General features: G+C 50.6%; 14 protein-coding genes. 12 read left to right on the top strand and 2 right to left on the bottom strand.

All coding sequences use genetic code 11. The annotated features are described in order from the left end of the window. Positions 1-31: 31 nt before the first annotated feature. Positions 32-1,072 carry a tyrosine-type recombinase/integrase gene (locus P397_RS0108535; RefSeq protein WP_235183959.1) on the bottom strand — a complete coding sequence of 347 codons (1,041 nt, stop codon included), beginning with the start codon at positions 1,070-1,072 and terminating at the stop codon, positions 32-34. A gap of 425 nt (positions 1,073-1,497) precedes the next feature. On the opposite strand from P397_RS0108535, the gene P397_RS0108530 reads away from it, so the two are divergent. The 12 genes from P397_RS0108530 to P397_RS0108475 all read left to right on the top strand — a co-directional run bounded on the left by P397_RS0108530 (position 1,498) and on the right by P397_RS0108475 (position 13,848). Next, complete coding sequence (locus tag P397_RS0108530) at positions 1,498-1,899, top strand: CoA-binding protein (RefSeq protein WP_012370464.1); 402 nt, start codon at positions 1,498-1,500, stop codon at positions 1,897-1,899. 167 nt (positions 1,900-2,066) lie between these two features. Further along, positions 2,067-4,028, top strand: coding sequence for a DNA topoisomerase IV subunit B (parE, locus tag P397_RS0108525; protein WP_026832880.1), 1,962 nt, complete (start codon positions 2,067-2,069; stop codon positions 4,026-4,028). Position 4,029: 1 nt separating this feature from the next. Beyond that, positions 4,030-6,435 carry a DNA topoisomerase IV subunit A gene (gene parC, locus P397_RS0108520; protein ID WP_028106189.1) on the top strand — a complete coding sequence of 802 codons (2,406 nt, stop codon included), beginning with the start codon at positions 4,030-4,032 and terminating at the stop codon, positions 6,433-6,435. A gap of 328 nt (positions 6,436-6,763) precedes the next feature. Next, complete coding sequence (locus P397_RS0108515; RefSeq protein ID WP_233550645.1) at positions 6,764-7,234, top strand: NUDIX domain-containing protein; 471 nt, start codon at positions 6,764-6,766, stop codon at positions 7,232-7,234. A gap of 287 nt (positions 7,235-7,521) precedes the next feature. Then, positions 7,522-8,169, top strand: coding sequence for a hypothetical protein (locus tag P397_RS0108510; RefSeq protein ID WP_028106188.1), 648 nt, complete (start codon positions 7,522-7,524; stop codon positions 8,167-8,169). Beyond that, positions 8,166-8,960, top strand: a complete 795-nt coding sequence (locus P397_RS0108505) for a DUF3307 domain-containing protein (protein ID WP_028106187.1) — start codon at positions 8,166-8,168, stop codon at positions 8,958-8,960. Before P397_RS0108510 ends, P397_RS0108505 begins: the two co-directional genes overlap by 4 nt. Before the next feature lie 80 nt (positions 8,961-9,040). Next, on the top strand, positions 9,041-9,559 hold the full coding sequence (locus P397_RS0108500) for a histidine phosphatase family protein (RefSeq protein ID WP_235183958.1): 519 nt from the start codon (positions 9,041-9,043) through the stop codon (positions 9,557-9,559). Further along, positions 9,556-10,419: a ComEC/Rec2 family competence protein gene (locus P397_RS0108495; RefSeq protein WP_028106185.1), complete on the top strand. Its 864-nt coding sequence runs from the start codon at positions 9,556-9,558 to the stop codon at positions 10,417-10,419. The genes P397_RS0108500 and P397_RS0108495 overlap by 4 nt, the downstream gene beginning before the upstream one ends. 21 nt (positions 10,420-10,440) lie before the next feature. Next, positions 10,441-10,656, top strand: coding sequence for a DUF3006 domain-containing protein (locus tag P397_RS0108490; RefSeq protein WP_028106184.1), 216 nt, complete (start codon positions 10,441-10,443; stop codon positions 10,654-10,656). 263 nt (positions 10,657-10,919) lie between these two features. Further along, entirely contained in the window at positions 10,920-11,828 is a 909-nt protein-coding gene (locus P397_RS0108485; protein ID WP_028106183.1) for an AAA family ATPase, read from the top strand. A 2-nt stretch (positions 11,829-11,830) separates the two neighbouring features. Continuing rightward, entirely contained in the window at positions 11,831-12,877 is a 1,047-nt protein-coding gene (locus P397_RS0108480; protein ID WP_026832870.1) for a DUF58 domain-containing protein, read from the top strand. Next, positions 12,874-13,848 (top strand): hypothetical protein, encoded by a 975-nt coding sequence (locus tag P397_RS0108475; RefSeq protein WP_028106182.1) that lies wholly within the window; start codon positions 12,874-12,876, stop codon positions 13,846-13,848. The genes P397_RS0108480 and P397_RS0108475 overlap by 4 nt, the downstream gene beginning before the upstream one ends. Positions 13,849-14,445: 597 nt before the next feature. Here P397_RS0108475 and P397_RS0108460 read toward each other — a convergent pair. Continuing rightward, entirely contained in the window at positions 14,446-14,772 is a 327-nt protein-coding gene (locus P397_RS0108460; protein ID WP_026832868.1) for a hypothetical protein, read from the bottom strand. Positions 14,773-14,817 lie beyond the last annotated feature (45 nt).

The raw sequence follows: 14,817 nt of genomic DNA, 5'->3' as shown, positions 1-14,817 counted from the left end.
CTTTCCTTAGGATGTAGGTGACATAATACAATTATCGTTCACTATCAAATAATTCAATCGCCCGTTTTTTCTCTTGATCACCGATATGGGCATAGACCTGCGTCGTCGCAACCGACTCGTGTCCGAGCAATTGTTGAATCGTCAAGACATCGACCCCGCCGGTCGCCAGGCGCGTCGCGAATGTATGCCGTAATTTGTGCGGTGTGATCTGTTTCCGCTCCAAAAACGGCAAAACAGGACGCAGACGGTCGACGTGGCGCTTTAAGATATGTTGGACCGCCCGGGGACTGAGCGATTTGCCTTGTTTCTGAAAAATCGGTTCTGCTCCCCGCATCGTCAGACTGTAATGCGCGGCGTATTTCCGTAAGGCGACCCGGACCGGCTTCGCGAGCGGAATGACCCGTTCCTTGTTGCCTTTCCCAATGACCCGAATCGTCCCTTCGTGAAAATCGATGGCACTCCACGTCAATTGCGTCATTTCACTGAGCCGCATCCCGCTGTACCCGAGCAACTGAAACAAGGTGACGTCCCGAACGCGATCCCGCTCATAATGGGCGGCTTCCCGGGCATTCATCTCGACGTTCGACGGCAACAGTTGCATCAGTTCGTCCCATTCGCGTTTCGTTAAGTAAACCGGATCCCGCTTCGCCTGTTTCGGACGATTGATTTTCGCGACCGGATTTTCCGACAGGACACCGATATCGATCAAATGCCGGAACAGGGATTGAAGTGCTGACAGTTTCCGATTGATAACGCTCGGGGCGTTTTGTTTTGTTAACGCTAAGTATTCCGCATAAGCGGCAATCCCGGACCCGTCAATTTCAAGAAACGCGTCCTGCGTGATATCCCGCGCCTGAATCGCTTCTCCCGACGCTTCCGCAACGAACTGAAAAAACGAATCAAAATCGTAGACATACCGCCGCATCGTCGCTTTCGAGAAATTCTTCGACGCCAAATGGTCGATATAGGACCGGATGAAATCCGGCATCCGGACATAACCCGGAAGATCCATCGTATGGGCGGGAAGGGGTGTCGGTTTTACCGTTTTTCCTAGGTTTTTAAACAAACTCATCATTCTATCCCCTCTCTGTTACTACTATACCAAACGTTGGTAGACGGTACACTAGTTTGCGTGAAATAGTTATTTCACGCAACGTTAAATTGTCAGACAGGGAGCGCTCAGTTGCAGCGAAATTGATTGAGACAGGTAACCATTCGACTCGATGCAAATGATCAAACACTTCTTTTCAACACTAGTAAAGACAATAATATTATTATGTCAACCAAATAACGTGAACAAATCGAAAGTTCCGAATTCGCTCTCAGTTGCAGCGAACTTCCTTCCGACAGGGAGTTGGTCGTCTCGATTTCGTACAGGGCGTTTTAGTCGATTCCCGGTTTCGGACGTTGCGAATGTGCCCGTTTCGAGGCTTAATCCAAATCGAATGGGGTATATAGTCTAAGACTATCCTGTATTTAACACGAGGGGGACATAACATGATTTCAGATCAACAAGCACGTAAATTGTTAAAAGACGCAAAACGAATTGCGGTCGTCGGTGTTTCGAGCGACTCCGGCAAAACGGCCAACTGGATCGCGGACTACCTGGTCCAGCACGGTTACGAAGTCATTCCGGTCAATCCGACCTTAAACGAATGGAATGGTCAGAAAGTGTATCCGAGTGTCGCCAGCATCCCGGGACATATCGATATCGTCGATGTCTTCCGTCGTTCGGAATTCCTGGCGGACGTCGCCAAAGATGCCGTCGCACACGGTGACGTCGGCATGATTTGGAATCAACTCGGGTTATCGAGTGTCGAAGCAGAAAGTTTAGCGCTCGGGGCCGGTATTCCATACATTGAAAATCGTTGTATTAAAATTGAACACCAGTACTTGTGATCGTGATTCGACAAGACATCTACTCCTTGACAGTAGGTGTCTTTTTTTCTTGTTTTCTAGATTATCCTTGTCAGATAGCAAGAAGATGCCTACAATTAGATACAGACTACTAGAAAAACGAACGAACGTTTGGAATATTCGACGTTTTTCTATTTGAGGTGAAAAACATGGCGACAGATTTAAACAATTATAATGATGATGCCATACAGGTGCTCGAAGGACTCGAAGCAGTCCGGAAGCGCCCGGGTATGTATATCGGCTCGACCGATCATCGCGGACTCCACCATTTGGTGTATGAGATCGTTGATAATGCGATTGATGAGGCACTGGCCGGATTCGGGGAACAGATTGATGTCATCATCCATAAAGATAACGCAATTACCGTCCGTGACCACGGACGCGGTATGCCGACCGGGATGCACGCTTCCGGAAAACCGACAGCAGAAGTCATCTTCACGGTGCTTCATGCCGGCGGAAAATTTGGTCAAGGCGGTTATAAAACATCGGGCGGATTGCACGGTGTCGGGGCATCTGTTGTCAACGCTCTGTCGACGCAGCTAAAAGTCACGATTTACCGCGACGGGAAACAGTTTGAGCAAACGTTCGAAGACGGGGGAATTCCGAAAACGACCTTGCTCGAAACGGGAACGACCCGTCAAAAAGGAACAAGCGTCTATTTCAAACCGGACGGAAAAATCTTCAGCACATTGACATACAATTACGATACGTTAGCGGAACGCCTGCGTGAATCGGCCTTCCTGTTGAAAGGATTAAAAATCACACTGACCGATGAACGGTCGGAAAAAGCGGACACGTTCCAATACGAAGACGGAGTCAGCGAATTCGTCGGCTATTTAAACGACGACAAAGATACGTTACATCCGACAGTCGCCTTTGAAGGAACGGAAAATGACATCGAAGTCGATATCGCGTTCCAGTTCACGGATGCCTATTCGGAAAACGTCCTGTCGTTTGTCAACAACGTCCGGACGCGGGACGGCGGAACCCACGAAGTCGGTGCCAAAACGGCGATGACTCGGGTGATGAACGAGTATGCCCGCAAAAACACGCTGCTCAAGGAAAAAGATAAAAACCTTGATGGCAACGATATCCGCGAAGGATTGACGATGATCGTGTCGATTCGGATTCCGGAAGAATTCCTGCAGTTCGAAGGACAAACGAAATCAAAACTTGGTTCTCCGGAAGCCCGGACGAGCTGTGACGCCGTCATTACACGCCGCTTGTCGACGTATCTCGAGGAAAACCCACAAACCGCGACACTCCTGATCAAAAAAGCGATCCGCGCCGCTCAGGCCCGGGAAGCCGCGCGTAAAGCCCGCGAAGAAGCCCGGAACGGCAAGAAAAAGAAACGTTCGAGCATCCTGAACGGGAAACTGACACCGGCCGCGTCAAAAAACGCCGAGAAAAACGAATTATTCCTCGTCGAGGGGGATTCTGCCGGCGGTTCGGCGAAACAGGGACGCAACCGGACGTTCCAAGCGATTTTACCGTTACGCGGGAAAGTCCTGAACACGGAGAAAGCGAAGCTCGCCGACATCATGAAAAATGAAGAGATCAATATGATCATCCACGCAATCGGGAGCGGCGTCGGAGCAGATTTTGACCTGTCCGATTGCAACTTCGACAAAGTCATCATCATGACGGATGCCGATACGGACGGGGCGCATATCCAAGTCTTGTTATTGACGTTCTTCTTCCGTTACATGCGTCCGTTGATCGATGCCGGAAAAGTTTTCGTCGCCTTGCCCCCGCTCTACCGCGTCTCGAAAGGGAAGGGCAAATCCGAGAAGTTCGAGTACGTCTGGGACGAAGAAACCCTTGCCAAAACAACGAAAAAGTTCGGCAAAGGGTATATGATCCAGCGTTACAAAGGACTGGGTGAGATGAATGCACCACAACTTTGGGAAACGACGATGGATCCGGATACACGGACGTTGATTCGTGTCACGATCGATGATGCAGCTGTCGCTGAAAAACGTGTATCTGTCCTGATGGGCGATAACGTCGGACACCGCCGAAGCTGGATTGAAGACAATGTAGCGTTTGGGCTGACGGAAGACCTCTCGATCATTGAAAATGAACATGTGACGAAAGAGAGTGTGAACTGATATGTCTAACCTGCAAAACATCCTTAACCTGTCCCTCGAGCAAGTCGTCGGGGACCGGTTCGGACGTTATTCGAAATACATCATCCAAGACCGTGCCTTACCGGACGCCCGCGACGGGTTGAAACCGGTTCAACGCCGTATCTTGTACGCGATGCATACGGAAGGCAACTTGTTTGACCGCGCCTACCGAAAATCCGCCAAAACAGTCGGCGTCGTCATCGGTAACTACCACCCGCACGGGGATTCATCGGTGTATGAAGCGATGGTCCGTCTGAGCCAGGAGTGGAAACTCCGGTATCCGTTAGTCGACATGCAAGGAAACAACGGCTCGATCGACGGCGACAGTGCGGCAGCGATGCGGTATACGGAAGCCCGTTTGTCCAAAGTCTCGAGCTTGATTCTCGACGGCATCAATAAACAGACCGTCGATTACACGCTGAACTTTGATGATACGACAGAGGAGCCGCTTGTATTGCCGTCCCTTTTACCCAATCTCTTGATGAACGGGTCGACCGGGATCTCAGCGGGGTATGCGACGGAAATCCCGCCCCATCATGCAGGCGAAGTGCTTGACGCTGCGATCGGCCGGATCTCCGGAACCGTGCATACCGTCGATGATTTATTGACCCACATGCAAGGACCCGATTTCCCGACCGGCGGAGTCGTCCAAGGGCTCGACGGGATTAAAAAAGCGTTCGAAACCGGTCGCGGGAAAGTCATCATCCGCTCGCGGGCGACGATCGAAACGTTACGCGGCGGACGCCAGCAAATCATCATCACGGAACTGCCGTATGAAGTCAACAAAGCCAACCTCGTCAAACGGATGGAAGAACTCCGCCTCGACCGCAAAGTCGAAGGAGTCGCGGAAGTGCGCGATGAGACGGACCGTGACGGACTCCGCGTCGTCATCGAACTGAAAAAAGAAGCGGATGCCGAAGGGGTGCTCCATTTCTACCTGAAGCAGACCGATCTGCAAATCGCCTACAACTATAACATGGTGGCGATTCACGAGCGGACACCGCGTCAGATGGGCGTTCTGGCCTTACTTGACGCCTATCTCAGCCACGTCAAGGATGTGGTCATCCGACGCACGACATTTGATCTTGAGCAGGCGAAACGCCGCCAAGAGGTTGTCTCTGCTTTGATGACGGCGATTTCTGTCCTCGATGAGACACTTGCTTTGATTCGTTCCGCATCCAACAAATCGGAAGCAAAAGACAAGCTGATCGAGCGGTTCCAGTTCACGGACCGCCAAGCGGAAGCCGTCGTCATGCTTCAGTTGTACCGGTTAACGAACACCGATATCGTCGAATTACAGGATGAAGCCGCGAAGCTCGAAAAAGAAATCACCCGTCTCGAAAAGATTCTCAACGACGAAAAAACGCGAAACCGCTTGATCATTAAAGAACTGACTGTCTTGAAAGAGCAGGTTGCGGATAACCGGCGTTCGACGGTCGAAGCGGAAGTCGAAGAGTTGAAACTGAAGACGGAAGTCATGATCGCGGTCGAAGAAACGATGATCTTCGTCTCGAAAAACGGCTATATCAAGCGGTCTTCGATGCGTTCATTCGGAGCGACCAACGACTTGCCGGAGATGAAAGAGCAGGATCGCCTGCTGTATCAAGGACAAGCCATGACGACGGATCATGTCATCGTTTGGACGGTCCAAGGGAACTATCTCTTGATTCCGGTCCACCAGTTGCCGGATACGAAGTGGAAAGATGGGGGACAACACGTCGCCAATCTCGTTCCACTTGATCCGGGCGACCGGATTTTATCCGTCGATCTCGTCCGGACGTTTGATGAAACATCGCACTGCCTGTTCGTCACGCGTCAAGGAATGGTTAAACGCTCGAAGCTGAGTGATTACAACGCCCAGCGGAAATCAAAACCGCTCCAAGGTGTCCGGTTACGGTCCGATGACGAAGTCTTGTATGCGAAGGTTTCTACCGGACAAGAGCAATTGTTCTTAACGACCCAGCATGGATTTGGTCTCTGGTTCACGGAAGACGATGTCCCGGTCGTAGGTGTCCGGGCGGCTGGTGTGAAAGCAATCAATCTGCGGGACCAGGATGTCGTCGCAGGGGCGATCGGCTTCAAACAAGCGCCGAACATCGTCCTCTTGACGCAGCGGGGCGCACTGAAGAAAATGCGTCTTGCCGACCAGTTCCAAGTTTCGAATCGCGCCTTACGCGGGACACAGCTGCTGCGTGATTTAAAATCAAAACCTCACCAAGTTGCGGCTTTGATCGATGTCACCCAAGCAAAAGAAGTCATCTTGATCGGAAAAGAGCAAGAAAAGACGATTCAAGTCCAATCCTTGTCTTATCTGGATCGCTTGTCGAACGGCTCGTTTGCGTACGATGAAGAGAAATTCGGTGCCTTGATCGATTGGTATACCGTTTGATGGTCAGATGCCCCTCATTTTAAACGAGGGGCATCTTTTTTTGTTCAATTGGGTGAAAACTCGCCGATTGCTGTTCGTTTCTGGCTTTCCAGCGCCCATTCCGGCATCTTTTTCAGACTTTTCTTCGAATTATCAGCAATTCAGTCGTTTACAAATTGAAACGATTGTCGATAACCGCTACAATAAAAGAAAATGGTCAAGGCATGATCGCCACAAAAACGTGGAGCGGGCAGTTCGGAGCTTTAGCTTATATCTCTTTCATCAAGCAGCTACGGACATGTTCCTCGGCTGCTTTTGTACAATCTGCCGAACTGGAGAGGTGATGAAGATGAAATTCAGAAGACGCGAAAAAGTAGCAATCTATATCACACGGGAACAACCAGAGGGATGGGAACTACTTGTATTTCATCCGCAATCAGCTCCAGACAGTGATTGGCAAATTCCTGCCGGTACCATCGAAGACGCTGAAATCGCCAAAGAAGCGGCTGTACGGGAAACACTGGAAGAGAGCGGTCTTTCGCTCGCAACCGTCCAATACGTCGGCGAAGAGGAAATGCGGTATCCGGAACGAATGCGGGTTCATTACACGTATTTTTACCACGCACATATCGAATGTCAGGAAAATCGTTGGACGCATTGTGTTGCTGGTGACGGTCAAGATTGCGGTGATTTTTTCCATTTCGCGTGGTTGCCGCTGGAACGGATCACACAGCTCGAACGCCGCCATCATATTTTCTTAGACCGGTTGATTCATCGTTTAGAACGGAGCCAACATTATGATTGCCGAAAACACGGATAACACCGTGTTTTTTTGTTTTGTCTCACTATATTGAGTTTACCTTAGATATGAGACAAGATATTATAACTAGTGATAATATATGTTATGTTAACTTGAACAAAAAAATGATCCTTTAGTCTGTTTTACCGTCTCCCCCTGTCGCTATAAAAATCAGTCCATCGTCCTGATGGTCTTCCACGTTCTTTTTTGTTACTCTAATAACAGTAACACCGTAAATGTTACCCTTTTAACGGTAACAAACAACATGTTGCCATGATTTCGGTAACATATAGACAGGAGGACATGTTATGCAAGCTGTTGCCTTATCGTTTGATGTCAAAGGCTCCCGCGATTATTCGAGCAAAGAAGCCTTATTGCAGACGCTCCGGACACTGGCAGACGATATGAACACGGCATTTCCAACAAGTATCGTGCCTTTCCAGATCAAATCCGGTGACAGCTTATTGGCTGTATTCGCAGATTATCCGGTCAGTTATCCGGTCATCCTGAAGTTATTGAATCAGGAGCTGACGGGATATATCGGGATCGGCTTCGGTCAATATGAGACGATGTCGACAATAAAGGCAGAAGAAGCAAATGGAAGTGCGATCATCCATGCCTTCGAGGCACAGGAGCAGGCAAAGACGCTTCCGTCACGGATTGCCTTTGCTGGTCCCCCTTATCTGCCGACCGCCCTGCTGAACGGTTATTTCGAGATGCTTTATCCGGCGTATTTTGGGAAGACGGACCGGCAAATCGAACTTCATCAATTGATGGATCAATATCCGGATGATACGTATGAAGAAATCGGGCGCCGGATGGGATTCAAGGAACAGGATGCCCGGGCAAATGTCGCAAAACTCGTCTCCCGCTCGCAGCGCAAACAACGGAAGCGTCTCGAAGCAGCATTGACGCAGGCACTGGAACAATTCCAAGTTTGGGAGGCGATTCGGTGACCGTCTTACTGAGCCTTTTGTTCATCCATCTCCTGGCCGATTTTCCGTTGCAAACGAAACGAATGGCAACGCATAAACACCGGAACCGACGGATTTTATTCCGTCACATCGCCGTCCACGGCATTCTCATGCTGTTTGTATTAACGTTTTTTGTCTTGCGAGGTACGCTGCCGTTAGAGGTCGCCGGATTGCTTGGAGGAAGTATCCTTTTGTTTCACGCCCTACTCGATGCCTCCCCGCTCAAGCGCCGCGTCCAGCAAGCGCCTGCCTACTGGATTGATCAAGCCTTACATATCGGTGCGATCATCGCCTTGACCTGGATTTTCGTGCCACTCGACTGGTCGTTGACCTTCTCACGGCCGGAGCAAGTACTTTGGATCCTTTGCTTTAGTTTAGTGACGACAGAGTTACTCGGACATGGAATCGCTTTGATGCTCGCCCCGTTTGCTCCAAGGTTGATCGAAGCGCATTTTGAACGGAAAGTGACACGTAAAGAGCAACTCGATGGGGTCTCACGGACCGTTACGCATGAAGTCGAAGATTCTGCCCGCAGCTATACGACGGAACTGAACGGCATCGGACGATATATCGGTCTCGTCGAACGGGCGATCATCACCCTGCTCGTCGTCACGAACGCCACCGGGGCGATCGGATTCGTCATCGCCTTGAAGGCACTTGCCCGTTTTAAACAGTTTGAAGATCGCCGTTTTGCGGAATATTACATCATCGGGAGCTTGCTCAGTATTTTAGGAGCAATTTTGTGCGGACTCGCCATCCGAGTCGCATTGTAAAACGATGAATGAAAGTGAGGGAGACGGTCTTGACCGTCGCATGAACCATGAAAAAAATCGGATTAGTGAGACATCATCGGGTGACGGAAGGATACCCGACGAAAGGCTGGATCAGCGCCAGTGACATTGAAAAGTGGATTGAACGTTACGATACGTCAGACATCGATATCCAGCCTGTAGAGCTCGGTCAGATCGATTGGACCGTCTGTTATGCCAGCAGCATGCCGCGCGCTGTCCAGACGGCACGGAGCGTTTATGACAAAGAGATCATCGTGACTGATCTATTACGGGAAGTGCCGTTTCCGGCGATTCGGTCGAATCTGCGACTTCCATTCCTGGGTTGGGCGGTGCTTGGACGTATTGCGGCACCGTTTAGTAAACGGATTCAAGCCGAGATCAAGGATGCAAACGAACGAATCGAGGTTCTTTTGAATCAATTGATGTTCGAAGACGATGAGCGGGTCTTACTCGTCGGCCACGGCGGAATGATGATTCTGATGCGCGCTGCCTTGAAGCGTCGCGGTTATCGCGGACCACGGTTCGGTCATCCGCGTAACGGCATGCTTTACCTATTTGAAAAAGAGGAACCGACATGTTGAAATGGGGATCAACCCTTTTACTTGCCCTCTGCTTGATTGTCATCTTCTATACGACACGGAATGAAGAGTCGCCCCCTGCCCCGACGGCAGGCCAGATGGAGGTCTACGGCTTTGATGTCGGTCAAGGGGATAGTACGTTCATCCGGACGAAAGATGACGCGATCCTGATCGATGGCGGGAACAACGGCAAAGGAGAAGATGTCGTCCGCTACCTGCAACAACTCGGCGTGAAACGATTAACCGCGGTCGTCGCGACGCATCCGGACGCCGATCATATCGGAGGGCTCGATACCGTCCTCGATGCCTTTGAGGTCGACAGTGTCTACGCGCCGCGCGTCACCCATACGACGGAGACGTACCGCGACTTCCTGCTTGCCGTCAAACGAGAAGGCGTGACCATCAAGCCGGTCAAAGCCGGTCTAACGATTCCAAGTGAGGCCGCACGTTTCATTTTTCTTGCACCCGTCACCGACGGTACACAGGATCTCAACAGCTGGAGCGCTGTTCTCCGGGTCGAGAACGGACAGGATCGTTTTCTCTTCATGGGCGACGCACCGATCCGGACCGAGCAACAACTCCTCGAATCAAATGAGGATCTAAGTGCCGATGTCCTGAAGCTTGGACATCACGGAGCGGAAACATCGTCCTCCCTGCCCTTCTTACAAGCCGTTGATCCGAAGCGGGCATTGATCTCAGCTGGCAAGGACAACGCCTACCGTCATCCACGCCCATCTGTCTTACAAGAATTGAAGACGGAACGGATTACGGTTGATCGAACAGACAAAAACGGAACGATCCAGTATATCTCAACGGGTAATGGCATTAAGGAATCGAACCGGACCGACTTACGGCCGGAATAATCGAACGCGGAGGTGAAACAGATGCGGCTCACTCTATCGGATTTTGAAGACGATTTAGCGATTTGCGAGACAGACGAACGTGAGACGATCACGTTGCCGAAAAGTCGCTTGCCGCGTCAGGCGACGATTGGCGATCGACTCGATTGGACCGGTCGTTCAATCCGCATCTTACGTGATGAGACGAACGCACAAAAAAAAGAGATCACCGCGTTGATGGATGATCTTTTTGAAGAATGAACACACCCCCTCTAACGTCTGAGGGGATTTCGTTCAGTTCCGGCAATGATTTTTGTTGCGAACGGTGTATAAGCAAACAACCGTGTGCAGAAGTCCTCTCAGATTTTTTCAATTTTTTTGATATTCTGCGAAACTTTTGGATGAAACTGGTAGTATAGAAAATAGACGTATTCTTTAGGGCGGTTTCAGGAAAACCACTGGTAGTTTTTTCTGAATTTTCGTACACTTTAGAAATACGATGCATCTTAAAGGGGGAATCATCCATGTTTCAAACATTACGTACATCACTTAAACAATCGGTCTTAGGTCAGGACGATGTGATTGACCATTTGTTGATGGGTTTGCTTGCTGAAGGACATATTCTGCTCGAAGATCGGCCGGGAACAGGGAAAACGACACTGGCCAAGGCACTCGCACAGACACTTGAAGCGAAATTCTCGCGTGTTCAATGTACGGCGGATACGTTACCAACTGATCTGCTTGGAATGGAACTGTTCAATCCGCTCACGGGCTCGTTCGAACAACGATTCGGTCCTCTTTTTGCGAACATCGTCCTCGTCGATGAGATCAACCGGACGACACCGCGGACACAATCGGCGTTACTCGAGGCGATGGCTGAAGCCCAAGTGACGATTGGGGATACATCCTATACGTTACCGCAACACTTTCTTGTCATTGCGACACAGAACCCGTTTGATGGACAAGGAACATTTCCACTGCCGCACGCCCAGCTTGACCGCTTCTTGTTTAAGCTCTCGTTCGCCCCCCTTACGCGTCAGGCGGAAAAAGCATTATTACGGGGCGTCCATCTCACAGCAGCTGAACTTCAAGTCCCGCTCGAGCAACTCAACGACTGGAAGGAAGAAGTCGTCGCCGTCTCAATCGAGGACAGCGTTGAAAACTACTTACTCGACGTCTGTGATGCTCTCCGTGCGCATCGTGACGTTGAGATTGGACCAAGCCCCCGGGCGACGCTTGCGCTCTTGAAAGCAGCAAAAGCACGTGCGTGGATGCAGGAGCGGACATACGTCACACCAGAAGACGTGAAGCACCTCGCTGCCCCGCTGCTTGCCCACCGACTCGTCCTGACACTTGAAGCGACGCTGAAGCTGTCGAACGAACGACTTGTCCAGCAGGTACTTGATTCGCTGACTGTACCGACTGAGGTGTAAGCATGCAATTGATCACACCAAAATCCTTTCATATGGTCATCCTAGTGTTGACGGGGGCAACTGGATTAATCATCGGATTATATGGCTCCGTCTGGATTGCAGCCATATTGCTCGCTTATACGTTATACGGCTGGTTGATGCCGCTTTATCTCGAATATCTGGCAAAGCGGATTCAAGTTCGTCTTCTTGAGACCGTCCGCGCTTTCCGGGATGAAGAAATCCAGATTCCCTTCGAATTGACGAATACGACGAAGTTGCCGCTCGGGCGAATCACAGTTTCCGGTTTGCTTGGGGATCAGATTCAGATTGCGGAAGCAAGCAGTCAGTTTTGGCGTCAACACTTGTATGTCGGGAAACAGTCGGTTGTCCCGTTTTCAATTGATGTCCTCGCTGCCCACCGAGGAACGATCCGCATCCAATCGTTTGACGTCATGATTTCAGACCCGTTTCATCTGATGACGGTCTATGTGACACAAGACATTCAGGAACTCGGGCATGTCTTTCCTGACTTTGCCCCCGCTTCTGTAGAATGGAACGAGCAGATGATTCCTGGTGAGACGATTGATCGATCCAGCCCGTTCACGGACCGGTCAAGCTTTCACTCCGTCGTTCCCTACTCCGGAGATGCGAAATCCATCTATTGGTCCGCTTATGCGAAGACGAACGAACTCTATTCCTATCAATATGACCGGAAGCGAAACCATGATTATGCCGTGATCGTTGATGGACTGTCAGCAGACGGACTCGCGCTTCGCTCCGACTTCGAGAAACTGCTGTCCAGAGCCGCGACGATCATCCGAGAGCTCGAGAAACAAGGGGCATCTTACAGCCTCTGGATCTCGATGGTCAATCGATCCGGTCAGTGGTACCATGTTCCGTCCGGTACAGGAAAACATCAATTCCTGCGAACGATGGAATGTCTGGCACGGATTTCGGAATACGATTTACCGCTTGAGCGGCGCTATTTCACGAAACGATTGCAGCGCAGCGTTCCGTCGACGACGGCGGAGATCCATCTCGGTCATCGACAGAAAGGGGTGAGCGCATGATTCTCTGGTGGATATTCCTTGCAAGTTTATTACCGGTTCCGCTGTATGCAGCTCTCGCCTTTCCGGCTCTTGCCTTCGTGCCGCATCGTCCGTTGCGGATTGGTCTCCAGCTACTCGCAGCTGGACTGTTGTTCTTTCTTTCTCCGGCCGCAAGTGTCCTGGCGCTCGTCTTCGTCACGTGGACAGCGTTTCTTGATACGGTCGAGTCTGTCTGGCGCTATGCGGTGAGTGCCCTCGTGATTGGTATCATGATGATTCTCTTCCCCGGAATGATACCGCCGCCGGGCGCCTTGGTACTCTTATTCCTTGTCGTCGCCTATCCATTCGTCGTTACGTACATGACGGAATGGCGGAGAATCTTCCCAACGATTGCTCTGATGCTGGGCGGAGGGCTAATTCTTGCAGGGATGTTCCGCTTTATGAAGGAAGCGTTGTTCGGTTCCGTCACGAGCTGGATTCGTCCGATATTCGAAGCGTTCGGGTCACTGTTTCTCTGGACGGAACCGATCGGACGAGAGGCCGATCAGATGACGAACAAAGCGATGGGGCTCGAAAACATCAAAGGTGTTCAAAACGTCGGACGCTCGACAGTCGACGCCGGTACATCCAATTGGATCTGGGTCGTGCTCGTCATCGTGACGGTGATCCTCGCCGCTGTCACGCTCTACGTCATCCGGAAACGGCAAGTCGTACACATCGAGCTGGAACAAACCGTCCAGCGTCCAAAACAGACGCGTGCGCGTGCTCCGAAGCGTCACAGTCATCATCCGCTGTTAAAGATCGCATCGCAGCTCGAACAAGCCTTCCCGCGGCGTCATGAGGAGACGACGTTTGAGTGGTTATCGCGCATCGAGTTCCCTGATGCGTTGCACAATGCCCGTTTGATTGACGGGATCGAGTTCAGTCCGAGTGAACCGGCTTATGATATTCAGACCTTCCGCCGGTTAGTACGGGAACAAATCGAACGCTGACAAAAGCCCTTGCTCACCGAGCAGGGGCTTCGTCGCATAAAGTACGCATCAATTGATTCCGCGGTGTTGTCGCAAGACCCCAGTCGCAAATCGCGTCGAGGATTGGAATGCTGGATCCGCAAGTCGTCGCCGATACGGTCCTGTTCGCCTTCGAGCAGCCACAACATGTCAACATCCGGGAAATCGTCCTGGCCCCGACGAAACAACTCGATTAACCAAAAGACCTAAACGTCTGAGAGGATGATCCCTTTCAGGTGTTCGGGTCTTTTATATGGTGTGTCAGGCATCAAGAAGACACTTGTAGCGACGCGCTACTGATCCCAGTACGGCGTTGAGACAAATAAAAAAAGTGCCCTCCTTCTCGTTAAGAGAGAGTGCACCTTTTCTTCAGCCTGAAACAACTCCGAAGAAGAGTCTTTTATTTATCTGCATCGATCTTCGATGCTTTACGCGCAATGATGACAATAAAGACGATGGCAGCGACTGGAAGAACAAGCGGCATCCAGTCTAGGATATACTGTGTATTCATCGTATCCCCTCCTCAAATGAATGCTATACACGTAGCATATTCCAAATGACAAGCCCATGCAAGCCTCGTTAGATGCGCGGTAAAATCGAGTAGATGACAGAGTAATAAATCAAGACGCTGGTCGCGACACTATAGACAAGCAATATGTACGGCGCAAATTTCGGTTGACCGTGACGCTTCAGCACGCTCAAGGAGAACATCGTGATTCCCAGTGCAAACAAAGGACTGAAACCAAACACTACCAAGTCCATTGACAGGAGTAATTCGGAACTGAAGATGAGATTAAACCCAAAAATTGATAATAAGTACCATGTCGTATAGGACAAGCAAATAAAGAGGAGGTACGATACCCCAGCAATAAAGCTTCCCATCCGTGGTTTTTCCATGTGTTGCATGCGGTCCCTCCTACGAAAAGATAAGATATCCTTAATGGTAGTCGG

It is taken from the genome of Exiguobacterium undae DSM 14481 (assembly GCF_000620805.1).
GTDB lineage: Bacteria > Bacillota > Bacilli > Exiguobacteriales > Exiguobacteriaceae > Exiguobacterium_A > Exiguobacterium_A undae.
This window is presented reverse-complemented; position numbering and strand designations above follow the sequence as displayed.